General features: G+C 65.3%; 22 protein-coding genes. 10 read left to right on the top strand and 12 right to left on the bottom strand.

From position 1 onward, the window contains the following. Positions 1 to 11: 11 nt before the first annotated feature. The 7 genes from WD006_RS12780 (at position 12) to WD006_RS12750 (ending at position 7,476) form a co-directional block, all read left to right on the top strand. Positions 12 to 1,493, top strand: a complete 1,482-nt coding sequence (locus WD006_RS12780; RefSeq protein ID WP_011519287.1) for an efflux transporter outer membrane subunit — start codon at positions 12 to 14, stop codon at positions 1,491 to 1,493. Positions 1,494 to 1,643: 150 nt separating this feature from the next. Beyond that, positions 1,644 to 2,036, top strand: coding sequence for a hypothetical protein (locus tag WD006_RS12775; RefSeq protein ID WP_035822421.1), 393 nt, complete (start codon positions 1,644 to 1,646; stop codon positions 2,034 to 2,036). Positions 2,037 to 2,092: 56 nt separating this feature from the next. Then, positions 2,093 to 2,557, top strand: coding sequence for a DUF2127 domain-containing protein (locus WD006_RS12770; RefSeq protein ID WP_011519285.1), 465 nt, complete (start codon positions 2,093 to 2,095; stop codon positions 2,555 to 2,557). A gap of 102 nt (positions 2,558 to 2,659) precedes the next feature. Then, positions 2,660 to 2,950, top strand: coding sequence for an antibiotic biosynthesis monooxygenase family protein (locus WD006_RS12765; protein ID WP_008641446.1), 291 nt, complete (start codon positions 2,660 to 2,662; stop codon positions 2,948 to 2,950). Positions 2,951 to 2,975: 25 nt separating this feature from the next. Further along, positions 2,976 to 3,608 carry a CDP-alcohol phosphatidyltransferase family protein gene (locus WD006_RS12760; RefSeq protein ID WP_011519284.1) on the top strand — a complete coding sequence of 211 codons (633 nt, stop codon included), beginning with the start codon at positions 2,976 to 2,978 and terminating at the stop codon, positions 3,606 to 3,608. A 201-nt stretch (positions 3,609 to 3,809) separates the two neighbouring features. Beyond that, entirely contained in the window at positions 3,810 to 6,212 is a 2,403-nt protein-coding gene (locus tag WD006_RS12755) for an acylase (protein WP_029306393.1), read from the top strand. Positions 6,213 to 6,360: 148 nt separating this feature from the next. After that, positions 6,361 to 7,476: an NADH:flavin oxidoreductase/NADH oxidase gene (locus WD006_RS12750; protein ID WP_375199007.1), complete on the top strand. Its 1,116-nt coding sequence runs from the start codon at positions 6,361 to 6,363 to the stop codon at positions 7,474 to 7,476. Positions 7,477 to 7,611: 135 nt separating this feature from the next. Here WD006_RS12750 and WD006_RS12745 read toward each other — a convergent pair whose 3' ends face one another. After that, positions 7,612 to 7,827 carry a YdcH family protein gene (locus WD006_RS12745; protein WP_008641439.1) on the bottom strand — a complete coding sequence of 72 codons (216 nt, stop codon included), beginning with the start codon at positions 7,825 to 7,827 and terminating at the stop codon, positions 7,612 to 7,614. Positions 7,828 to 8,185: 358 nt separating this feature from the next. Here WD006_RS12745 and WD006_RS12740 point away from each other — a divergent pair, with 358 nt between their 5' ends. Continuing rightward, positions 8,186 to 8,353, top strand: a complete 168-nt coding sequence (locus WD006_RS12740) for a hypothetical protein (RefSeq protein WP_008641438.1) — start codon at positions 8,186 to 8,188, stop codon at positions 8,351 to 8,353. A 112-nt stretch (positions 8,354 to 8,465) separates the two neighbouring features. Here WD006_RS12740 and WD006_RS12735 read toward each other — a convergent pair whose 3' ends face one another. From WD006_RS12735 to WD006_RS12710, 6 genes are all read right to left on the bottom strand, one after another. Next, positions 8,466 to 9,917, bottom strand: a complete 1,452-nt coding sequence (locus WD006_RS12735; protein ID WP_029306391.1) for an aldehyde dehydrogenase family protein — start codon at positions 9,915 to 9,917, stop codon at positions 8,466 to 8,468. 156 nt (positions 9,918 to 10,073) lie between these two features. Continuing rightward, positions 10,074 to 11,849 (bottom strand): ATP-binding response regulator, encoded by a 1,776-nt coding sequence (locus WD006_RS12730; RefSeq protein WP_011519280.1) that lies wholly within the window; start codon positions 11,847 to 11,849, stop codon positions 10,074 to 10,076. A gap of 12 nt (positions 11,850 to 11,861) precedes the next feature. Next, the gene (locus WD006_RS12725; protein ID WP_011519279.1) at positions 11,862 to 12,497 is read right to left on the bottom strand and encodes a response regulator; all 636 of its coding nucleotides are present in this window, start codon (positions 12,495 to 12,497) and stop codon (positions 11,862 to 11,864) included. Between the two features lie 255 nt (positions 12,498 to 12,752). Next, positions 12,753 to 13,757, bottom strand: coding sequence for a Bug family tripartite tricarboxylate transporter substrate binding protein (locus tag WD006_RS12720; RefSeq protein ID WP_029306390.1), 1,005 nt, complete (start codon positions 13,755 to 13,757; stop codon positions 12,753 to 12,755). Continuing rightward, positions 13,754 to 14,764, bottom strand: coding sequence for an NADPH:quinone oxidoreductase family protein (locus WD006_RS12715; RefSeq protein ID WP_029306389.1), 1,011 nt, complete (start codon positions 14,762 to 14,764; stop codon positions 13,754 to 13,756). Before WD006_RS12715 ends, WD006_RS12720 begins: the two co-directional genes overlap by 4 nt. Beyond that, positions 14,764 to 16,002, bottom strand: a complete 1,239-nt coding sequence (locus WD006_RS12710; protein ID WP_029306388.1) for a CaiB/BaiF CoA transferase family protein — start codon at positions 16,000 to 16,002, stop codon at positions 14,764 to 14,766. Before WD006_RS12710 ends, WD006_RS12715 begins: the two co-directional genes overlap by 1 nt. Before the next feature lie 90 nt (positions 16,003 to 16,092). On the opposite strand from WD006_RS12710, the gene WD006_RS12705 reads away from it, so the two are divergent. Next, entirely contained in the window at positions 16,093 to 17,043 is a 951-nt protein-coding gene (locus tag WD006_RS12705; protein WP_029306387.1) for a LysR family transcriptional regulator, read from the top strand. Between the two features lie 46 nt (positions 17,044 to 17,089). Here the strand turns inward: WD006_RS12705 and WD006_RS12700 are convergent, their stop codons facing one another. After that, the gene (locus tag WD006_RS12700; RefSeq protein ID WP_029306386.1) at positions 17,090 to 17,983 is read right to left on the bottom strand and encodes a DMT family transporter; all 894 of its coding nucleotides are present in this window, start codon (positions 17,981 to 17,983) and stop codon (positions 17,090 to 17,092) included. A gap of 204 nt (positions 17,984 to 18,187) precedes the next feature. Between WD006_RS12700 and WD006_RS12695 the strand changes: the two genes are divergently transcribed. Beyond that, on the top strand, positions 18,188 to 18,529 hold the full coding sequence (locus tag WD006_RS12695; protein ID WP_008641427.1) for a zinc ribbon domain-containing protein YjdM: 342 nt from the start codon (positions 18,188 to 18,190) through the stop codon (positions 18,527 to 18,529). Positions 18,530 to 18,624: 95 nt separating this feature from the next. On the opposite strand, the gene aspT is transcribed toward WD006_RS12695, so the two are convergent. The 4 genes from aspT to WD006_RS12675 form a co-directional block, all read right to left on the bottom strand. After that, entirely contained in the window at positions 18,625 to 20,328 is a 1,704-nt protein-coding gene (gene aspT, locus WD006_RS12690) for an aspartate-alanine antiporter (protein WP_011519272.1), read from the bottom strand. A 233-nt stretch (positions 20,329 to 20,561) separates the two neighbouring features. Then, a complete protein-coding gene (locus WD006_RS12685; RefSeq protein ID WP_029306385.1) occupies positions 20,562 to 21,617 on the bottom strand; it encodes a TRAP transporter substrate-binding protein in 1,056 nt (351 codons plus the stop codon). A gap of 158 nt (positions 21,618 to 21,775) precedes the next feature. Then, entirely contained in the window at positions 21,776 to 22,540 is a 765-nt protein-coding gene (locus tag WD006_RS12680; protein ID WP_029306384.1) for a hypothetical protein, read from the bottom strand. A 142-nt stretch (positions 22,541 to 22,682) separates the two neighbouring features. After that, positions 22,683 to 23,528: a phosphodiesterase gene (locus tag WD006_RS12675; RefSeq protein ID WP_029306383.1), complete on the bottom strand. Its 846-nt coding sequence runs from the start codon at positions 23,526 to 23,528 to the stop codon at positions 22,683 to 22,685. Between the last annotated feature and the right edge of the window lie 23 nt (positions 23,529 to 23,551).

The following is a 23,551-nucleotide window of genomic DNA, read 5'->3' as shown; positions in this document are numbered from 1 at the left end:
GGGTGAACAACATGAATAACGCAATGAAGCTGGTCCTGCCGAAGCTGGGTATGCTGGCCGCCGCGCTGGTGCTGGCGGGCTGCTCGCTGGCGCCGACTTACAAGGTGCCCGAGACGCCCACCGCGTCGACGTTCAAGGAAGCCGAGGCCGCTGCTGCGGAAGGCGCGCAATGGAAGACCGCGACGCCGGCCGAAGGCCAGCATCGCGGTGAATGGTGGAAGGTCTTCGGCGACGCCGATCTCGATCGTCTGATCGACGCGGCCAACGCCTACAACCAGGACCTCGCTGCCGCCGCGGCGCGTCTGAAGCAGGCACGTGCCTTCACGGGCGCGACCGAGGCGGACCTGTATCCGCAATTGAGCGCGGGGTTCAGCCCGACGCGCGCGCAGCCCTCGGCAGCCTCGCAAGGCTTGCCCGATGGCACGCGGGTGTCGCCGCAGACCGTGTACCAGGCGCGTCTGATCGCCAACTACGAGCTTGATCTCTTCGGCCGCGTGGCCAATAGCGTCAATGCAGCACGCGCCGACGAGCAGGGCGCCGAAGACCTGTATCGTTCGGTGCAGCTCGCGCTGCAGGCCGATACGGCGCAGGCGTACTTCGCGCTGCGCACGCTTGATAGCGACCGCGATCTGCTCAACGCGACGATCAAGCTGCGCGAGGACGCGCTGACGCTGCTGCGCAAGCGCTACGAGGCTGGCGAAACCACCGATCTCGATCCGGCCCGCGCCGAGGCCGAGCTTGGCACCGCCCGCGCCGATCTGGCTGGCATCGAGCGGCGCCGTGCCAACCAGGAGCACGCGCTGGCCGTACTGACCGGGGTGTCGCCGTCGCAGTTCGCGCTGGCGGCGCGACCGTTTGACACGCCGCCGGTTGCGGTTCCCGCCGGCTTGCCGTCGGAACTGCTCGAACGTCGCCCCGATATCGCTGCGGCGGAACGCCAGATGGCGGCCGCCAACGCACGGATCGGTGTGGCAAAGGCGGCGTTCTTCCCACGCATCTCGCTGACAGCGCTGTTCGGCTTCGAGTCGTCGGATATCTCGAACCTGTTCAAGTGGTCGTCGCGCGCATGGTTGCTTGGGCCGCTGGTGGGTTCCACTGTTGCCCAGACCGTGTTTGACGGTGGCCGCAACAGTTCGAACCTGGCCGGCGCGCGCGCGGCGCACGAGGAAAGCGTGGCGCGATATCGCCAGACCGTGCTGGTGGCGTTCCGCGAGGTCGAGGACAGTCTGGCCGACGTACGCTGGTTTAGCCAGCAGGGCGCGGCGCTCGACAGTGCATTGGCCGGCGCGAAGCGCGCGCAGCGCACTTCGCGCAGCCGCTATGACGCGGGCGCGGTGGACTACCTCACCGTGATCGATGCGGACCGTACGGTGCTGCAATCGCAACGCGATGCCAATGCGGTGGCCGGGCTGCGGGCGGCGGCAACGGTGTCGCTCGTGCGTAGCCTTGGTGGCGGTTGGGGCCCTCTGCCGGAGAATGTGGCGAAGAACTGAGAGCCGTACGCCGCAGGTAACATTTGGCGGCAATTTCACGCTGGCGTGGCGTTTCCGGAGCACTACACTGGAAACGTCGCGCCAGCTTTCGTTTGGAGGGCCGATATGCGACATCGAACGAGATCACTTACAGGCACGTATCCGCTTGCGATGGCGGTCACTATTGTCACCGTCGCCATTGCCTTTGGCATGACGGTGTCATGGCCCGCCGACGCGCAGCCGGCGAACACTGGCCCGATCATCGTTGGGGGATCGGCGCGGGTCGAAGGGCCGGCCACCATCATGGGGACGCTCCGCGTTGACGGTAACGTCTTCGCCAACGGTCCGCTCACCGCCGACTGGTTTGCCTCGCCTGGCGGGTATTCCCGCCCTTCCTCCCAGGGCCTGCTCAAGGTGTTCCATGGCCCGCTGACCGTGCAGGGGCCAATGGCGGTGCACGGCGACCTCTACGTCAACGGCCCCCTGACCGTGAATGGCGCCCTGGAGGCCGCCGGCAATATCAACGCGAACGGACCAATGGTCGAACGGCAGGGCGGACGCTAGCGCCGCCGCCCGGATGACAGCACAATGGCGGCTTCGCATATTTCATCGATTCCGCCATGGCTCACTCCGGATCGCCACTGGGGCTCAAGGGTATTGCACTGTTCGAAGCCGCCAAGGGGGCGCTCGTCATCCTGGCCGGTGTCGGCCTGATGGCGCTGCTGCACCATGATGCGCAGGAAATCGCCGAGACCATCATCCGGCGGATACACATCAATCCGGCCAGCCACTATCCCACCATTTTCCTGTCCTTGCTGGCGAATCCCGGCGATGGCCGTCTCTGGGCCATCGGCGGGTCCGCGTTCGTCTACGCGCTGATGCGGTTTGCCGAAGCCTACGGCTTGTGGCGGGGGCTGGCGTGGGGCAACTGGATCGGTGTCTGGTCCGGCGGCATCTATATTCCGGTGGAGCTCTACGAGGCGATCCGGCATCCCACATGGCTGCACGGCGGCCTGGCCATTGCGAATGCGCTGGTGGTCGTTTATCTTGCGCAGGGCTTGGCCCGGCACAAGGTCAGTGGCTGAGCCAGCCATGCGAATCTGCTAAGGTAGACGCCATGCGGCGCACGCCGGCGCCGCGCACCGTATCAGACTCCTGTCGACGAAGAACCTGAGAAGAGACCCATCATGATTCACGAAATCGCCCAGATCACCATCAAGCCCGGCATGGAAGCCCAGTTCGAGGCCGGCGTGGCGCAAGCCAAACCGTTGTTCCTGCGCGCCCGCGGCTGCCACGGCCTGAACCTGCAGCGTTCGATCGAGGAGCCGTCGCGTTACACGCTGGTGGTGGCGTGGGAGACCGTGGAAGACCATATGGTCCATTTCCGCGAATCGGACGACTTCCAGACCTGGCGCAAGCTCGTGGGCGACTGTTTCGTCGCGCCGCCGCAGGTGCATCACGTCAATACCGTTATCTGATCACTGCTTCAACCGGACCGATTCCATGTCGACGCCTCAACCGCGCCCCCGGCATTTCTCGATGCTGCGCGATCTGCAACTGGCCGATTTCTTCACGCTGGCCAACGCGGCGTGCGGCATGGGTTCGGTGTTCTTCGCCATGTTCTTCGTGGCGGAGCCTTCGCTCAGGACCTTCTATATCGCCGCGGCGCTGGCGCCCGCCGCGTTCATCTTCGATGTGCTCGACGGACGCATTGCCCGCTGGCGCCACGCGCATTCCGCGCTTGGCCGCGAGCTCGACTCGCTCTCCGACATCATCTCGTTCGGCGTCGGCCCGGCCACGCTGGCGTTTGCGGCCGGCATGCGCGGCGGTTGGGATCTGGCGGCGCTGATCTACTTCGTCTGCTGCGGTGTGAGCCGCCTTGCCCGATTCAATGTCACTGCCGAGTCGATGGCCGAGGGTACCGGCAAAGTCAAATACTTCGAGGGCACACCGATTCCGACCAGCGTTGTGCTGACCGGTGTGCTGGCCTGGTGCGCGTCCCAGGGCCGGATCGGCGATGCGCTGGTCGGCGGCGCGTGGGAGATTGGTCCCGGCACGCTGCATCCGATGGCGTTGCTATTCGTGCTGTCGGGCTCGCTGATGATCTCGAAGACCCTCCGCATTCCCAAGTTCTGAGCGCTTTTCTCCCGCACGTGTCGTCAGGCCGCTGATGGTGGTGGTAATGATGGCGGTAATGGTGGCGGTATCGGCACGCCATCTGGCGGGATAGGCTCTATCTGTCATCCCCCGGTTTGCCTGACCATTGCCGGTGGCTTGCGGCGCGCGAAATTGCCCGCCGCAGCCATGACGACAACAAAGCAAACAGGAGAGAGACAGATGACCCCACGCATTGCGCGCGGCGCGGTCGTGCTTGGCACGGCTACGCTGGCGGCTGCGGCCTTGAGCGGTTGCGCCACTGGCAACGGTAACTGGAGCGAGCAGGGCCTTAGCGCCGAAATCCGCCGCACGTCCTACGGCATTCCCCACATCCGCGCCAACGACTACGCCAGCGTCGCCTTCGGCATGGCGTACGCCTATGCGCAGGACAACGTCTGCCTGATGGCCAGCCAGGTGGTGACGGTCAGCGGCGAGCGTTCGGCGACGTTCGGGCCGGACGGCACCACCGAGGTGTCCTTCAAGCCGATGCGCAATGCGGACGCCGATGCGTTCTTCCGCGCCATTCTCGACGACGATGCCTTGCAGGCCAGCGCGGCAAGGCAATCGCCCGAAGCGCATGAACTGCTGCGTGGCTATATCGCCGGCTACAACCGTTACCTGCGCGATACGCCGCCGTCGAAGCGCCCGGCCGCCTGCCGCGATGCGGCGTGGGTGCGCCCGATCACAGCACTCGACATGGCGCGGCTTGCCGAGGAGAAGAGTATCCAGGCCAGCGCCGGCGCGCTAGCGGCCGGCATCGTCGCGGCTGCGCCGCCACAGGTCACCAAGTCCGCCGCGCTACCCGCACGCATCGATATCGCCGCGATCGATTTCGAGGCGGTGAACCGCGACCTGCAGCTGCTCGATCCGCCGATCGGCAGCAATGGCTGGGCGTTCGGCAAGGCGGCCACGGCAGATGGTTCCGGCCTGCTGCTTGGCAACCCGCACTTCCCCTGGACGACCACCAACCGCTTCTATCAGGCGCACCTGACGGTGCCAGGCAAGCTCGACGTCATGGGCGCGTCGATTGCCTCGTTCCCGATCATCAGCATCGGCTTCAACAAGGACGTGGCCTGGACGCACACCGTTTCCACGGCGCGTCGCTTCACGCTGTTCGAACTGAAGCTGGCCGATGGGGATCCGACCACCTACCTGATCGACGGCAAGCCGCGCAAGATGACCACCAAGACGGTCAGCTATGCGGCAAAGCTGGCCGATGGCCGTACCGTGCAGCGTTCGCATACGTTCTACATGACCGAGTACGGTCCGGTCGTGGCCATGCCGCAGGCAGGGCTGCCGTGGACGGCGCAGAAGGCGTACACGCTGCGGGACGCCAACCAGAACAACACGCGCTCGATCGACACGTGGCTCGATATCGCGCGGGCGCATAACGTGGGCGAGATCCGCACCGCGATCGGCAACCTGGGCATTCCGTGGGTCAACACGATTGCCACCGACCGTTCGGGCCGCGCGATGTTTGCCGACGTCTCGGTCACCCCCAATGTCTCGACCTCGATGCTGGAAAGCTGCGCGCCGGCCGGCGACGGTGCCGTGCTGGCGAAGAAGCTGATGGCCGGCACGGGTATGGTGCTGCTGGACGGCTCGCGCGGTGTCTGCAACTGGACTGCCGATCCGGCGTCGCCGGTGCCTGGTCTGGTCCCGCCATCGGCCATGCCGGTGCTGGAACGCGACGACTTCGTGGCCAACAGCAATGACAGCTCGTGGCTGGCGAATCCCGCGCAGAAGATGGAGGGCTTTTCTCCGGTGCTCGGGCCGCAGGCGGTGCCGCAGCGCTTGCGCACGCGTGTTGGCTTGATGGAGATCGGCAAGCGCCTGAACGGTGTGGACGGCCTGCCGGGCAACCGCTTCGACATCCAGAACCTGCAGACGGTGCTGTTCCGAGATCGCAATCTGGCTGCCGAGCTTGTGCTGGACGACCTGTTGCGGGCCTGCCGCACCAAGGCTGTTCAGGGCGACAGCGATCTGCGTGACGGGTGCACGGCGCTGGGCAAGTGGGATCGCCGCAGCAATCTGGAAAGCCGGGCCGCGCCGCTGTTCCGCGAGTTCTGGATGCGCGCGCACGTCATTCCGAACGTGTATGCCATCGCCTTCAATCCTGCCGATCCGGTTAACACGCCGCGTGGCCTGCGCATGCAGGACGCTACGGTGAACACGGCCGTGCTGAAGGCGCTCAAGGATGCCGTGGGGGCCATGCGCAAGGCTGGCTTCGCGCTGGATGCCCCGCTTGGCGAGGTGCAGGCCGCGAAGTCGCCCAACGGCCTGATTCCGCTGCACGGTGGGGAGGAGTACGAGGGCGTGCTGAACAAGCTCCAGAGCCAGCCGGTGTCGGCCGATGGCCTGAAGGTGTTCTTCGGAACGAGCTATGTGCAGACCGTGGGTTTCGATGCCAATGGGCCGGTGGCGCAGGCGCTGCTGGTCTACGGCCAGTCGATCGACCCGGCTTCGCCCCATGCCTGGGACCAGATGCGGCAGTTCTCGGCCAAGCGCTGGATTTCGCTGCCGTTCTCGGAGCAGGCCATCGCGGCGGATCCGCAACTGAGCGTAACCAAACTGAGCCAGTGACGTAGCCCAGTGACGTAGCAGGATGCCGGCGGCATAAGGTGATATGGGGGCGGCCAGGGCCGTATCCCATGCCGCCGGCAGGGTCAGCAGGGTTTTTCAGCGGCGACTACAATCGCCCGGACCAGAACACCCCGCAAGGATGGCCCTCATGCCTCATCTCTTCGATCCGTACCGGATCGGCAATCTCGAGCTTGCCAACCGCATCGCCATCGCGCCGATGTGCCAGTACTCGGCACAGGAAGGCAATGCCACCGACTGGCACATGATTCACCTGGGCCAGATGGCGCTGTCCGGAGCGGGCCTGCTCATCATCGAAGCCACCGCGGTTTCGCCTGAAGGCCGCATCACGCCGACCGACCTTGGCCTGTACAACGATGCCAACGAAGCTGCGCTGGGCCGTGTGCTTGGCGCCGTGCGCAACCATTCGCCCTTCGCGGTGACCATCCAGCTTGCCCATGCTGGCCGCAAGGCATCGAGCGAAGCGCCGTGGGACGGCGGTGGCCAAATTCGGCCCGACCAGCCGCGAGGCTGGCAGACCTGCGCGCCGTCGGCAGTGCCGCATGCGGCGGGAGAAGTCCCGCCGGCCGCGCTCGACAAGGCCGGTATGAAGAAGATTCGCGACGACTTTGTCGCGGCTGCCAAGCGCGCGGCTCGCCTGGGTATCGAAGGCATCGAAGTGCATGGCGCCCACGGCTATCTGCTGCACCAGTTTCTTTCGCCCATCGCCAATCACCGTACGGACGAATACGGTGGCAGCCTCGAGAACCGGATGCGCTTCCCGCTGGAAGTGTTCGACGCCGTGCGAGAGGCGTTTCCTGCGGAACGTCCGGTCTGGATGCGCGTTTCCGCCACCGACTGGGTGCCGAATGGATGGGACATCGAGGGGACGATCGCGCTATCGCACGAACTGAAGGCGCGTGGCAGTGCGGCGGTGCATGTGAGCACGGGCGGCGTGTCGCCGCAGCAGGCCATCAAGATTGGCCCGGGATACCAGGTGCCTTACGCGCAACGCGTCAAGGCGGAGGTAGGGTTGCCGACGATGGCGGTCGGGCTGATCACCGAAGCCGAACAGGCCGAAGCGATCATCGCCAACAATGAGGCGGACATTATCTCGATCGCCCGCGCCATGCTGTACGACCCGCGCTGGCCGTGGCACGCGGCGGCCAAGCTTGGCGCCAGCGTCAACGCGCCGAAGCAGTATTGGCGCTCGCAGCCGCGCGGGCTGGAAAAGCTGTTCAAGGACGCGCACTTCGGCCAGCGTTGATGGGCGGTCCTTGAGCCGACGGCCTTTGAGTGGGCGGCCGTTGAGCGGCTGGCAGGGAACGTAAAAGCGGGAAAGCAGATACTGCCTTCCCGCTTTGTTCTTTATGGTTTTTGGATCCGAGGTGTCAGATCAATATCAAGGGCGCGTCTTGCGCAGAATGGCGTAGAGCTCGTCCTTGATCCGCAGTTTTTCCTTCTTCAGTCTCTCGATCTCCAGCGGAGTGGCGGGGTCGAGACCCGCCTCCATGTTCAAGATCTTCTGGTCCAGATCGTTGTGCATGTCGAACAGCCGGGCGAAATGGGCGTCATGCACCTTGAGCATGGAAATCTGTTCGCGATATTCCGGAAACATTGGCAACTCTCCTGCGATGGATCAATGGATGGGCAAGGCTACGTTTGATTCTAGGCATGTCGCGACGGATGCTGTTTGATATCGGTCACGCCACACCGGGCGAACTGTCGCCGCTGCGCGCCCGCACAATTCCTCCTTGACTTTTCCCGACGCGGAAAGCGGTGATTCCGGCGCCACGAAGTGCCGCGCCGCAACATCGAAAAATGCCAGAAACGAAGGGATTACCATGATTGTCGCCCCAGGGCGACAAGCGCGACCATGGCCTCAATAGATTGCGTTGGGCAGTAGAGACGGGCTCCCCCCACGTGCAGGCCCGCCTTCACAGAAGTAGTCGAAGAACGAACTCTGGGAGACATCCATGCAAGTCTATGACGGCCTCGTCTTCGTTTGCGCCATGCTGCTGATCTGCATGTACGCCTATCTTGGCGTGCAGTCGCAGAGCATCGCGCTGAAGTATGTTTCGCCGGCGGTGGTCGGCGTGCTCACGGTCGTCTACTCGCTGTTGCCAATGCGGATGATTGGCTGACAGCCGCGTATCTGCGACAAAATCCCCGCCCATGTGAATCGGGCGGGGATGCGTCATGCGCACGCGCTACTTGTGCGCCACTGCGGCGTGCGCTGCTGTGTCAGCGCTCGTCTTATCGCAGCGAAAGCCAGATTGCCTTCGGTTCCGTGAAGTTCTCGATGGCGGCGTCACCGTGCTCACGGCCGAGTCCGGAGTCGCCGGCGCCGCCCCAGGGCAGACGCACGTCGGTATAGCCGTACGTGTTGATCCACACCGTTCCCGCCCGTAATTCCCCGGCTACCTTGTGCACGCGCGCGATGTCCGCGCTCCATACCCCTGCGGCCAGGCTGAACGCGGTGCCATTGGCGATGCGCACGGCATCGGCCTCGTCTTCGAACGGAATCACACTGGCCACCGGGCCAAAGATCTCTTCCTGCGAGATCCGCATTTCATGCTCGACGTTCGCGAACACGGTTGGCTCGACGAAGAAGCCGCGCTGGCCGATGCGCGCGCCGCCGGTCACCGCGCTGGCGCCTTCGCGCTTGCCGATTTCCACATAGTCGAGCACGGTCTTCATCTGCGCCGCCGAGACCACGGGGCCCATCGTCGTGTCCGGCGAGGCCGGATCGCCGACCCGTATCGCGCGGGCGCGGGTAGTCAGCCTTTCCACCACTTCGTCGTACACCTTGCGCTGCGCGAGGATGCGTGACCCGGCCGAGCAGACCTGCCCCGAGTTGAAAAAGATTCCGGATGCCGCGGCACGCGTGGCCGCATCGATGTCGGCATCGGCAAAGATCACGTTGGCGGACTTTCCGCCTAGTTCCAGTGTGACGCGCTTGAAGTTGGCGGCCGCGCCCTGCATGATCCCGCGTCCGACCCCGGGCGATCCCGTGAACGTCACCTTGTCGATTCCCGGGTGGGCAACCAGCGCATTGCCCACCACGCTGCCCTTGCCGGTGACGACGTTGAAGACCCCCGGCGGCACGCCGGCCTCCAGCGCCAATTCGGCCACGCGCAGGGCCGTCAGTGGCGTAATCTCGGCGGGCTTCACGATCAGCGTGCAACCGCAGGCCAGCGCGGGGGCGATCTTCCACATGCCGATCATCAGCGGGAAATTCCACGGGATGATGGCGGCGACGACGCCGACAGGCTCGCGCACCGTGTAGGTCAGCGCGTCCGGCCGCGTTGGAATCACCGCGCCGTGGATCTTGTCGCACCAGCCCGCGTAATACCGCACAGTGTCGACAACGGCCGGCAGATCCTGTCGACGTACAGCCGCCAGCGGCTTGCCGGCATCCAGGCTCTCCAGCGTGATCAGTTCCTCGGCGTGGGCTTCCAGCAGGTCAGCGAACCGGTTGAGGATGCGGCCGCGATCGGCGGCGCGCATGCCCGCCCAGCTCTTGAGTGCCGCGCGGGCGGCCAGCACGGCGGTGTCGACGTCGGCGGCGCTGCCTTGCGCCACCAGCGCGATGGGTTCTTCGGTGGCGGGGTTGATGTCGGTGGAATACTCACCGCTGCCGGGGGGCAGCCGCTTGCCGTCGATCAGCAGATCGTGCTTCGGCAAGTCGGGGCGTGTGGCGGTCATGGAAGGCTCCTCGCTTGAGTCATGGTTTGAAATGACGTGCGCGTTGGCCGAGGGAATCAGGCCCGCAGTGCCTTGCAGTGTGGTGGGCCGCCAGACCTAAGTCCAATTAATAGGATTGATCTATTCATGCTTTGAATGCATGAATGTGGCTGATGCTTATTGTTGGACCCGATACCATTCGGAGCCCCGGAGCAGGGCGCCAATGGCCGAATGGAGTTCGCCCGGGACCACGGGCTTGTGGAGCAGCGCGGTGCCACCCGCGTGAACGTTGCGAAGCTGATCCGCCGCCGTATCGCCGGTGATGATGATGGCCGGCAGCGCCTGGCTGGTGCGCTCGCGGATCGCCGCAATGGCTTCGTGGCCGTTGCGATGGCCACGCAGCCGGTAGTCGGCCAGGATCAGGTCGGGGGTGAAGGTGCCGAGCAGGCCCAGCGCCTCGTCCTCGGATTCGGCGGGCCGGCAGTCGCAATCCCAGGCCGCCAGCAGTTCGGCCATTGCCTGGCGGATTGCCGGATCGTCGTCGATGACAAGCACGCGCAGGCCATCCAGGCGGATCACGCTGCCTGGGAACGTGACTTCCTCGGGCGCGGCCCAGGCCAGTGGCAGTTGCAGACGGAATACCGAGCCGCGTTCCGGTATCGAATCCAGCGTTACGCGGGTCTGCATCGTGCGTGCCAACCCGTCGACGATAGCCAGACCTAGCCCAAGCCCCTTGCGCTGGTCGCGCTCCGGGTTGCCGAGCTGGTGAAACTCGCGAAAGATCTCGCGGTGCTGCGCGATGGGAATACCGATGCCGGTATCCCAGACCTCGATCGAAGCATGGAAGCGCCGGGGCCGGCAGGCGATCAGCACGCCGCCGGTATGCGTGTAGCGGATCGCGTTGGCGATCAGGTTACGCAGGATCAGTTCGACCAGCGCCGGGTCGCCAAACAGCGTAGCCGTGGTATCGCGGGTGCGATAGACCAGTCCACGCGCATTCGCCTGCGGCGCGAACTCGTTCTCGAGCTTGTGCAGCATCGGCTGCAGCCTGAACGGGCGCGGTCGCGCGGTGATCACACCTGCCTCGAGCTTCGAGAAATCGAGCAGCGTGTTGAGCATCTCCCGCGCCGCGCCGGACGACGCCTCGATGTGGTCCAGCAACTGGCGCTGGTGCGCATCCAGCGGCGTGCGCCCGAGTGACACGAGAAACAGGCCCAGCGCATGGAGGGGCTGGCGCAGGTCATGGCTGGCCGATGCCAGGAACACCGATTTGGCGCGATTTGCGTTCTCGGCCTCGCGCAAAGCCTGTCCGGCGCGCGCGGTCTGGTCGCGTAGCTGCGAGATCAGTTCGACATTCTCGAAGCGCAGCGCAATCGAATGACACGCCACGCGCGAGTAGTTGCGCGCGAAGATCAGCAGCACCACCAGATACAGCGGCGTACCAAAGAACATCGGCAGGTAGGCAATGTCATGCGTGAGCAGGAATACGATCCATACGGGCAGGATCGCGGGAATGAAGAAACCGATGGCCACCGGCAGACAGGCCGAGAAGATCGCCAGCGCCGCCGCGCTCATGCCGGCAATCAGCGACAGCACGCAGATCACCACGGCGGGCGACCGGATATCTAGGTAGAGCCAGGCCACCAGTCCCCACAGGCTGCCGATCAGCACTAGCATGACGGTCATGGCGCGCGCGTAACGTCCCGCGCGCGCCTCGGTCAGACGATCGGGCACGGCCAGCCGGCCGAAATGGGCGATGGCGCAGAGCACGACCATCGCCGCGGCCCATGGCATGGCGCCGGGGTGTCCACCCGTGACCGTCAGGCCGACTGCCAGGATGATCGCCGCAAGCGAGCAGCCAAGCATCGCGATGCCGAAGCTCTGGTCGATCAGCTCCATCTGCGCCGCAAGCAGGCGCGGCTCGTCATAGTGAGGCAGCACGGAGGACCACATGCCGGGCGTGCGTCAGCGTTGTGCCTGCACCAGACCGCGGCGCTGGGCTTCGAGAATGGCTTCCACGCGGCTGACCACGCCGAGGTGGTCGAGAATCGCCGCCACGTGCACGCGTACGGTGTTTTCCGACAGGCCGAGGTGATAGGCGATGACCTTGTTCGAACGCCCCAGATTGAGCTGGTTCAGGACCTCGAGCTGGCGCGGCGTGAGCTGGCTGGGCTTGTAGGCCCGGGTGTGGGGGAGGCGGTCGCCGGGCTGTTCGGTCTGGAAGTACGTGCCGCCCGCCAGGCAGCAGGCAATCGCTTCCTCGATCTCGCGCGGGTCGGCGGATTTCGGCAAGAAACCAGCGACTTCCTTGCGTGCCTCGTCGGGAATCGCGTCGATGCCCGACGTGCCGGAGACGATCACGATCGGGGCGCGGGAGAAATGCCGACGGAGCACCTTGATGCCCTCGATGCCATTCAGCCCAGGCATCTGGATATCCAGCAACAGGATATCGACCGGCTTGTCGCCATGCGCCTCGGTGGCCTCCATGACCGATCCCGCCTCCATGATCGACGCGACGTTCGGGCTGGCGGCCAGCAATAGCTTCAGTCCGGTGCGGAACAGCGTGTGGTCATCGATCAACAGAAGCCGGGCTTGCGACATGAGAAAGTGCGGGGGGCGACAGACAAGGACGATTGGACTCGATTCCAGCGTGCTTGTCCATGATGCTTACCCCCCGGCTGTCTTTCCGGCGTTGCCCCGCATTTGGGGTAGTCCGGAAAGATTATTGGCAACGCGTAAAGTCGCTGCCACGATGCTGACATGGACGAATTCCGCGACTTGTCCATACCACTTTGAGTACCCGCTCCACCCGGCAGCGGGTATTTTTTTGGCCTCGGCGAAATATGCCGATTGGAATCATTCGTCGGCCTTCGCGCCGGAGCGATGCACGATCTCCGCCCACTTCTTGCCCTCGGAGACGTTGTACCGCGCGAAATCCGCCGGCGAGGACCCGACGGGTTCGGCGCCCATGTCGGCGTACTGCTGGCGCACGTCAGGGCGCTTCAGCGCGGCAGCGGCATTCGCCGCCAGCTTTTCGACGATCGGAGCCGGCGTGCCGCGCGGCGCCCACAGGCCATACCACGTGCTGATGTCGAAGCCCGGCAGGCCCGATTCGGCGACGGTGGGCACGTCTGGCAGGGCGCTGGCGCGGTGCGCGGTGGTCACCGCCACGGCACGCAGCTTGCCCGACTTGATAAACGGCATGGCCGACGGCATCGAATCGAACATCAGCTGGATCTGCCCGCCCATCAGGTCGGTCAATGCCGGCGCGCTGCCTTTGTACGGCACATGCTGCATCGGCACCTTGGCCGCCAGCTTGAATGATTCGCCAGCCAGTTGCTGTGCCGATGCATTACCGGCCGAGCCGAAGTTGAGCGCGCCACCCTGGCGCTTGGCGTACGCGATCAGGTCCTGCACGGTCCTGACCGGCGAATCGTTGTTGACCACCAGTACAAGCGGCACCTCGGCCAGTTGCGTGATCGGAACGAAGTCCTTGAACGCGTCGTAGCGCATCTTGGAGTAGATGCTCGGGTTGATCACGTGCAGCGAGGCATTGGCCAGGATCGTGTAGCCATCGGGCGTGGCGCGTGCGACCGCTTCCGCGCCGATCATGCCGCTGGCCCCCGGCTTGTTGTCGACGACGACGCTCTGGCCCATGCTCTCGCCCATCTTGACCGCGACCACCCGCGCGAGCAGGTCGGTCGGTCCGCCGGCGGGGTAGGGCAAGACCATACGCACCGGATGTTGTGGAAACGTCTGCGCGGACCCAACGGCGGGCAGCATGGCGAAGGCCGTTCCCACGACTGCCAGCGCAACATGCAGCCGTGACCATGCCGGCGTCTTTGTAGATGGATGATTCATGTCTCTGTCTCCTTGATTTTTATTGCCACCTTGCCAACAACCTTGCGGGATTCCAGCGCGGCGAGGGCGTCCCCCAGGCCGGTGATCGGATAGACAGCGGACACGGTCGGCTCCAGCTTCCCTTCCGCAGCCCACTGAAACAGGGTGGACATGACCTGCTGCAACGCCGGGGCGTGCTCGGCGCGCTCGTCGGACGGCGTCCAGCCGATGTATCGGCCGAAGAAGAAGCCGTGCAGCGTCAGGTTCTTGACCAGCAGCAGATTTACCGGCGCCTGCGGGATGGACCCGCTGGCAAAGCCAATGCTGAGAATGCGCGCGTTCGGCGCTGCGGCGCGCAGCGCCTGGCCGAACAGGTCGCCGCCGACCGGGTCCACCACCACATCCGCGCCACGGCCACCGGTAAGTGCCTTGACTTGAGCGGCGAGGTCCTGGGGCGCAACCGCGTGCGTGGCCCCGCGGCGCAGCGCGTCGGCGCGTTTTGCCTCGGTGCTGGCGCAGGCAACCACGGTCGCCCCAAGTTGCCGCCCGATCTCCACCGCCGCGAGTCCGACGCCAGCGCCAGCGCCGAGCACCAGCAGGGTGTCCTGCGGCGTCAGCGCGCAACGCCAGACCAGGCCGCAATAGGCGGTGCCGTACGAGAGCGGGATCGGCAGCGCGACCTTCGGCGGCAGCGAGTCGGGGACAGGGTAGACGGTGTACTCAGGTACCGTGAATCGCTCCGCGTAGCAGCCCCAGTTGGCAATGGCTACGACCCGGTCACCTGGGCGCAGCCGTGTGACGGCCTTGCCGCAGGCCACCACGCGTCCCACCGCTTCCGTGCCGGGCACGAATGGCAGCGGCGGGCGGCGCTGATACTGGCCAGCGATCATCAGGCCGGTGGCATGGCTGACGCTGGCGAACTCCACTTCGATCGTGACCGCATGGGGGTCGGCCAGGGCGGGTTCGGACACGGTCGCGAGTTCCACATCCTCGACGCCGCCGAACTGCTTGCATACGAGCGCCTTCATCATGCCATCGCCTTCGCCGACGTGACCGTTGCCTGTCGCACCACGCCTAGCCGCAGCCATTCGTCGATGGCGTGGCTGCCGAAACCGGCTTCCTGCAGCAACTGCACCGTGTGTTCGCCATTCTCAGGGGCTGGCCCGGCGGGCCGCCGCATGGCCCGGGCCGGGATCCCGGCGAAGGGCAGAGCGCCCAGCCCCGGTTGCTCGATAGACTGGAATGTCTGCCGGTGCGCCGCCTGCGGGTGCTGCAGCACATCGGCATAGCCGCGGACCGGGGCGTGAAGCACGTCGTGCCGGCTCAACTGTTCCTGCCACGCACTGGTAGTGCGCGTGACGATGATGTCGCCGACCTGCCGGTTCAGCAGCGCCGCGTGTTCCATGCGACTGGCGTTGTTGACGAAGCGCGGGTCAGCCAGCCAGTCGTCGCGGTCGAGGGCGTGACAGAGCTTGGCGAACTGCGCATCGTTCAGGGCCAGCAGAGTCACACTGCCGTCACGGGTGGCAAAGACCCCGTTGGGCGCGCTGACCGGGCCGGCAACGGCCTGGCCCGCGATGGCGTGCTCGAGGAGATTGTTGGCCTGCAGCGCGCAGCAGGCCTCGAACAGATTCAGTTCGACATGAGCGCCCCGCCCGGTGCGGTACCGCCGGCACAAGGCAGCAGCGCATGCCTGGGCCGCGTAGAGGCCGGTGGCGGCGTCCGCCAGCAACATGCCGATGCGGCGGGGTGTTCCGTCGACGCCACGGTTCGCGAACATCAACCCGCTGTCAGCCTGCATCACCGAGTCGGACGCCGGGTAGTCGGCGTAGGGGCCATCCGGACCGTAGCCGCTGATCGAGACATAGACCAGCTCGGGGCGCAGCGCCGCCAGCGCGGCATGGCCCACGCCAAGCCGATCCACTACCTGCGGGCGAAAGTTCTGCACCACCACGTCGGCCTGCAGCGCCAGCTGGCGCAGGACATCCTTGCCAGCTTCGACCGTGGCGTCCACGCAGATGCTGCGTTTGCCGCCGTTGTACGCAATGCTCAGCGCGCTCGTATCACCGCGCACGACCCCGACTTTGCGCCCCCAGTCTCCGGACGGCGGCTCGACCTTGATGATCTCCGCGCCCTGCTGCCAGAGGATATGCGCGCAGTACGGGCCGGCGATGCCCTGGCTGATGTCCAGCACACGCAGGCCGGCAAAAGGCAGATCGAGCAGGCCGTCATCGGTTGGATGGGTGGGGGCAAGGGCATTCGGCATGGGCGGTTCGGCATGATTTAGCGTGATGCCTATGCTAGGGTTACGCCTCCGCCGTGACAATCCGTCGTTTTGTGCCAGTGGTGTTGACTCATGATTGACAATAGCTTGGATCTCAACCTAGTACGGCTGTTCGTGACGATGGTGGAGTCGCGCACGTTGACGGCGGCTGCCGAGCGCAGTGGCATGACCCGCTCCAATGTGTCCCGCCGTCTGAAGGTGCTCGAACAGCACCTCGGTGCCCAGTTGATGCGCAGGACAACCCGGCACGTCGAGCTGACGGAGGCCGGGCAACTGCTCTATGCCCACGCACTGCGGATGCTCGACGAACTGCAATCGGCCAAGACCGCGATCGACAGCCTCGGCACGGTGGTGCGTGGCGACGTGCGTATCCGTCTGCCGACCGGGCTCGGTCATCTCTACCTGACGCCGCTGCTGCTGGAGTTCGCCCGCATCTACCCACAGATTTCGCTGCGCGTGGTCATCAACGACAACATCGGCGACCTGATTTCCGCCGAGGTCGACATGGCGCTGAAGATCACGTCCCAACCGCCAGATGATCACGTGGCGCGACGCATCTGCGACGTCGGCTGGTGCCTGTGCGCGACGCCGTCTTTCCTGGACAGCCGTGGCCCGATCCTGAGCGTGGCCGACCTGGAGAGCTGCGACATGATCGCGCCCGCATCGCTGGGCCGACGCTTCACGCTCAAGGTGTGGATGGCAGGCACCCCGACGACCTTGCGCGTGTCACCACGTATCCAGTCCGGCGACTATCCGTTTCTGCTGGAATCGATGATTGGAGGTCTTGGCGTGGCACTGCTGCCGCGCTATGCCGTCTGGCGTCAACTCCAGACAGGACAGGTCCGCGAGGTGCTAGCCGAATGCGAGGCGGAGGGCGTGGGGGACAGCGTTTACATGCTGACGGCATCGAATCGCTACCCGACGCTGGCGACCCGCACGCTGATGGATTTCATCCGCGTGCATCTGGAGCGGCAGGCGGAGAGTTGGCGGCGGAGTGGCAATCCGCAGGTGCTGTCGGCTTAGCCGACATGGTGGGAATGGCCGAGCAGATGTGGCGCTCCCAATCCCCCTACCGCCGCTGCGCCAACCAGATCCCCGCCCCGATACAAACAAGGCCCACCCCGTGATACCAATGCGGCGACTCGCCCAGCAGAACGGTGGAAAGCACGGCCGCGAATAGCGGCGTGAGGGTGATGAAGAAAACCGGCAATTGCGCCCCAGCGCGCGAGATGGCGCGATCCCAGACGAAATACGCCAGTAGCGACGGCACGGTGCCCACATACAGCAGGATCCACGCGACCTTGCTGTTCCACTCCAGGGGTTCCGTCAGCCGGCCGAGTTCCCACGCGGCGACGGGAATGCTGGCGATGACGCCTGCCACGATCTGCGCAAGCAGAAGTACCGGCAGAGGCAGGTCGGGGCGGTGCTTGCGCAGTAGCCAGGTGTAGAAACTCCAGGTGATCGTCGCGGCGAGCATGTACAGGTCGCCGGGCACGAATTCGAGATGGGCCAGGCGATCGGGCTCGCCGCGCATCAGCACGAACGACACGCCCAGCAGGCAGAGCAGGGCGCCCGCCACCTGCCACGGCCGGAAGCGCTCGTGGAAAAAGCAGGCGCCGATCAGCAGCAGGAAGAGCGGGGTGGATGCGCCGATCAGGGTGACGTTGATCGGCGTGGAGGTGGTGAGCGCCAGATACTGGAACGCGTTATAGCTGGCGATCGACAACAGGCCCATGGTGGCGAGCATGGCGAGATGCTGTCGCAGCGCGGCGCGATGCGTCATGACGCCCCGCCACGCGTAGGGGGCCAGCAGCAATGCCGCGATGATCCAGCGCACGAGATTCAGCGTGATCGGTGGCACGGTGCCCGCGGCGAGGCGTCCGACGATGGCATTTCCGGCCCAGGCCAGCGGCGGGAATGTCAGCAGGAACAAAGTGGTCGCGTCGATGCGGGTGGTCTTCATCTTGTGAGAGAGCGCGGCTGACGGGCCCCGCGAGTGAACGGGACAGAGACGTTGCGGGAGCCGGCAATATACGTCCGATACGGTGATCCGTGTTGTATCGGACGGTAGCCATCATGGGTACTCCCGTTCGGAGAGCGCTGGCCGGGAGGGAGGTTGGGCGGCGCGGTATACTTCCCGCCTTTGTCACGCCACTCAGGATTCCCCATGAGCGCATTGCCCGCCTGCCCGAACTGTCATTCCGAGTACACCTACGAGGATGGCGGCCTCTTTATCTGCCCGGAATGCGCGCATGAATGGTCGGCGCAGGCGTCCGCACCGGCCGAAGCGGAAGTCCGGGTTCATCGTGATTCGGCGGGCAACGTGCTGCAGGACGGGGATACCGTCACCGTTATCAAGGATCTCAAGCTGAAGGGATCCGCCGGCACGATCAAGATGGGTACCAAGGTGAAGAACATCCGCCTGGTCGACGGCGATCACGATATCGACTGCAAGATCGACGGCTTTGGCGCCATGAGCCTGAAATCGGAGTTCGTCCGGAAGGTGTGACGGTCTGCTGATTCCGTTCCGGGGCAGCGGCTGAGCGCACGCATCAGCCTCCGGAATGATGCTCCACCTGAGGGCAGCAACACGCCCGTTATCGATCACATGCCGCCAACGCGATATGCGAGGGCCACGATGATTGGCCCAAGCACCGGCAGCATCACGTTGGCGATGGCATACGTCACCGTGTAGCCGAGCAGCGGGACCGAACTCTGGCTGGCGGCCAGCACGGCGCTGATCGCCGGCGTGCTGACGTGCTGCCCCGCGATGGCGCCGACCAGCAGTGGCCCCTGGATTTTCAGGAATTTGTGGCCGATCCAGAGTGACATGCATGCCGGCGTCAGCGACACGGCCAGGCCGACGAGCGGCAACACGGCGCCATGCTCGCGAATCAGCGTGACGGCATCAGGTCCGGCAGACAAGCCGACGCAGGCCACGAACATCGCCAGTCCCAGGTCTTTCAGCAACTGGACCGCGGCGCTTGGCATGTCGCCCACGCCGGGCCGTTTGAAATTGATCCAGCCGAAGACAAGACCGCTGAGCAGCGCGCCGCCGCCGCTGCCGAGCGAGATCGGGATGCCGGCTGCCTTCAGGGTGACGCTGCCGATCAAGAGGCCAATCAGGATGCCCGCGCACAGGAAGACGAGTTCGGTGGTATCGGTGGTGCGTAGATCCCTGCCCAGGTTGCGGGCCGCTGAGGTCAGTGTCGGTTCCACGCCCACCAGGCTTACCCGGTCGCCATGCTGCAGGCGTGTGGCGGGCGTGATCGGCAGGCTCATGCCGGATCGAACGATCTGCTGGACCCAGACGTAGCGAAGATGTTGCTGGGCGGCTTCCCGGCCGAGTTCGGCCAGCGAGCGGCCATTGACAGCGGGATTGTTGACGATCACCTGATGCTCTTCGAGCCGCAGCACGTCGGACTGGCTCAGCGGCAACGACACCTCCTGGCCAATCACCTCGCGAGCCGAGACGAGTTTGTCGCGCACGCCGATCAGCGCCACGATGTCGTCCCGTTTTATGGTCAGATCCGGCACCGACTCCATGAGCTTGCCGTCGCGCACCAGCCCCATCACCAGTGTCCGCCCGCCAAGCGCGGCTTCCAGTTGGCGCACGGTCAGGCCGGCCGCATGTTCCACGCGGTGAGCACGTCCCACCAGGCGGGGCAGCACCGGCTGCGTGGCGACGTCATCGTCGGACGCGGCCTGCAGTTCCTTGGCCAGTTCGCTCGATGCCTCGCGCAGGTTGAAGCGAAGCAGGAAGGGAGCCACCTGGCTGGTGAAGAACACGATGCTGATCAGGCCGACGAGGTAAGTCAGCGTATAGGCCGTGGCGATGTTCGATTGCATCCGGGCCAGTTCCGTCGGGACCAGGTTCAGATGCTTGAGCGCCTCCGCAGCCGTGCCGACCACTGCGGATTCCGTCGCCGCGCCGGCTGCGAGACCCGCCGCCGTGCCAGGGTCCAGATCCAGCATTCGCACGGCCACCAGCACGATTGCCAGTACCACGAACGCTTCGATGAGCGGCAGGACCATGAACCGCAGGCTGGAGCGGTTCAAGTTCGCGAAGAACTGCGGGCCGCCCGAATATCCCATCGCGAAGATGAAGAGCGCGAAGGCAACGTCCTTCAACTCGCCGTGCATCTGGCACCCGGTCTGCCCGACAAGCAGCGCCACGATCAGCGTGCCGCAGACACCGCCGAGCACGATCGGGCCGACGCGAAGCTTGCCAATGGCGTAGCCAAGGCCGACGGTGATGAACAGCACCGCCGTGGGCATCTGGTTGAAGAATCCGATTGAGCATTGCATGGGCGGGAGATCCTGTAGACACGAGGGTCGTGCGCAAACGCCTGCGGATACCGGAGGATCCTGACTCGCGGCCAGGGCTGTGGCTGGCACCCCCTGGCAAGGCCGGACTCTCCCAGTCTCGACAGCATATCAACGCGAGTATCGGCAACCCGGAGGTCGGGCGCCATTGGCACAAAGGGTAATCCCGCTGCCCTAAAGGGCAATCATTCGGTCGCCGACCCACGCCGCAGTGCTCAGCGGAGCCCTGCCTCCGCGCTGAAATAGGTCTTCAGCAAGGCGGCTCCGCGCTCGCCCACGCGTGTCTGCCAGACGCCGACCGCGCTCAGCCCGGCGGCTTGCAGGGCCTGTTGCACGGCGGGCGCTGGATTGTCGTCGATGGTCACACCGTTGGCGCGCATTCGGGCGGTGTTCTCGGTCAGGCGGGTATTCAGCCGCGACCATTGTTTGCCTTCGGTCGCTCTGGCGGCGGCGGTCACGGCGTCTCGCTGGGCGGGTGTCAGGGATTGCCAGGCGGCTGCGTTGACGGTCGTAAACGACAACGGCATGGCGTAGCCGATGGCCGTGAAGTAGGGCAGGTAGTCCCAGAGCTTGCGGCCCGCGCCGCCATCGCCCGACGAAAGCACGGCATTGACCGAGCCATCCTTCAGACGCGGCATGGCATCGGCGAACGACAGGTTCTGCGCCTTCGCTCCCGCTGCGCGCATGACGTCGGCGGACGTTTCGTCATAGGCGCGCACGGACAGCGTGCGCAGATCGTCGAGCGTGCCCACGGGTTTGTGTGTCCAGAGGCCCGTTGGCGGCCAGGGTGTGATGTAGAGCAGGTGCTGGCCCTGCTTCTCGAATGCCTGCGCGTAGTCCGCGCGGGCCAGATCGGCCAGGCGATGGGCCTTGTCCACCGACGTCGCTACGAATGGCAGCGACGACAGCAGGAAAATCGGATCGACCTCGCCCAACGCGCCGCCGAAAGCATCGCCGGCCTGCAGTTTGCCGTCGCGGATGGCGGCCGGCATCTGGGCGGACTTGACGCCCGCGCTGGCGTCGAAGGTCGGCTGCGGCGCCAATGTGCCCTGCGTGCGGGTAGCGACTTCCTGGGCAAACGTGGTCAGTCCTTCGCCGGGCATCGACGTGGCCGGGTACTCGGTCGCCATCTGCCAGACGACGGGCGCGGGCTGCGCGTGTGCGTTGGGTGCGAAGGGTGCGATGAGTGCGACTAGGGCGGAGGCTGTGTAGCCGGTGGCAGTGGCAAGCGTCAGCGTGGCCAGGGCAAGACGATGGCGAAGAGGATGCATGGCGGGGCGGAGGGTGGGTGGGCAATGTCGGCATGCCGGGCTCCGCCTCTGCGGGCGATGCCGGGTGCCAATGCATTATAGGCATCGCCATGGGGGGATGTCGCGTCGTCTCCCCGTCCTCCGTCCCGTACCGGGCGCACCGATCGGGCAAGCGCGGCCTATCGCTTCAACGATGCCTGAAGACTGAGCAGGTTCTGCGGCAACACACGGATCAGGCCGCCGCGCGGGCTGTCGATATCCGAGATCAGCGCCAGTGACAGCGACACGGTGAACGGAAGCACCAGCATCAGGATGATCTTGGCGTTTTCAGATCGGGCGCCGTAGCCCTGCATCATGCTGCTGAAAAAGGCGATGACGATCATCAGGCCCCAGGCCGAGACCGGAATCCGGTTGATCCACGCGGCCTCGGCGTAGCCCTGGCTGTTGATAACGTCGTTCATGCCGGACACCACCAGGCCCGTGATCGGTGTGGGTTTCGCGCGTGCCGCCGAGCGCATCAGCTTCCACATCTCGTCCTCGATCAGCGAGGTGGCCGCTTCGATTTCCTGCAGTTGAGCGCTGTCGCGCGTGCGGTAGTAGAGAATGCGCTGGTCCAGGTATCGGACCAGAAGCGCCTTGACCTGTTCGGCTTCCGGCCCCTCGATCAGGTCCGCCCGCAGATATTCGGTGCCGATCGCATTCGCTTCTTCTTCCTCAAGGTTCTTGCGTTGATCGTACCGTCCCACGGCCATCGACAGCGTGAATCCAATCAGCAGGGCCAGCAGGGTCAGCGTGGCGCCCTGGACGATGCCGAAGTCGTCCTTGACTTCGGCAGGGAGTGGCCGGATGCGGCGCAGCACCAGCGCGCCAAGTGCGGTGGCCGACGACATGACCACCAGCATGACAACGAAAAGGATGGCTGGATGATTGATGAGCGGGTTCATGGGAATCTCTGCTCGTCGCATCGACGTCGCGCGGTTGCGGGAGCCCTACTTTGGCACGATCCGGGCGTTCTGGCGCGGCTCTTGATTCTCTTTCATGCGTTTGAATGTGGCGTACCGAACGCGGACGAGCCCGGCCGCCCCATCAATCAATCAGTTTCCCGTTCGCGTCGAAGAACGGATGCAGCGCGCCATAGTCGCCGCTGGCGGCAAGGTGCGTCACCATTCCGTGCGCGGGATGCCACCAATGCAACAGGTACCCCGGCGGCTCCATGCGGAAGCGTGACGCGGCCTGGGGATCGAGGTCGAGGGCAACCTGATGCGCGGGCCCTGGCGCGGTCATGGCGATGGTGCCACCGAAGCGGCGCGTGATATGGCGGTGCAGATGGCCGCAGACCACGCGTTCCACTTGCGGGTGCCGCGCGATGATCGCCTCGAACGCCGGCGCGTTCTCCAGGCCCTGGTCGTCCATATGGCCAATGCCGGTGTGGAACGGCGGGTGGTGCAGCATCACCAGCGTCGGTTGCTTCGGTGCGGCCGCCAGTGTGGCATCGAGCCAGGCCAGCCCGGCATCTTCGGCCCGGCCCCCCGGTTTGCCCGGGACGGTGCAATCGAAACCGACCAGCCGCAGCGGTCCGGCGTCGATGGCGTAGTGAACCGGGGCGTCGCCATCGCCGTTCGCAAACAGGTAGTCGTGATCGGCGAATACGGCACGCAGCGACGGGCGATGATCGTGATTGCCGGGCAGAAGCCTGACCGGCATCGGCAGGGGCTGCAGGAGATCGCGCAGGAAGCGGTACTCCGATTCGCTGCCGAAATCGACCAGATCGCCGGTGACGATGACGATGTCGGGCTGCTGCGGCGCGGCGAGCAGCGTGTCGATGGCGGTGCGCAACGCGCCGGCGGTATCGACCCGGCGGTACGACAGCTTGCCGCCCGCCTTGATATGGAGATCGGTCAGTTGCGCGACCAGATAGGGAGCGGCGTTCATGGTGTCTGTCCGGGTCCTGCGGG

Source organism: Cupriavidus sp. Met-2, from assembly GCF_049843575.1.
Lineage (GTDB): Bacteria > Pseudomonadota > Gammaproteobacteria > Burkholderiales > Burkholderiaceae > Cupriavidus > Cupriavidus metallidurans.
Note: the sequence above shows the minus strand (reverse complement) of the source record. Positions and strands in the feature narration are given on the sequence as shown.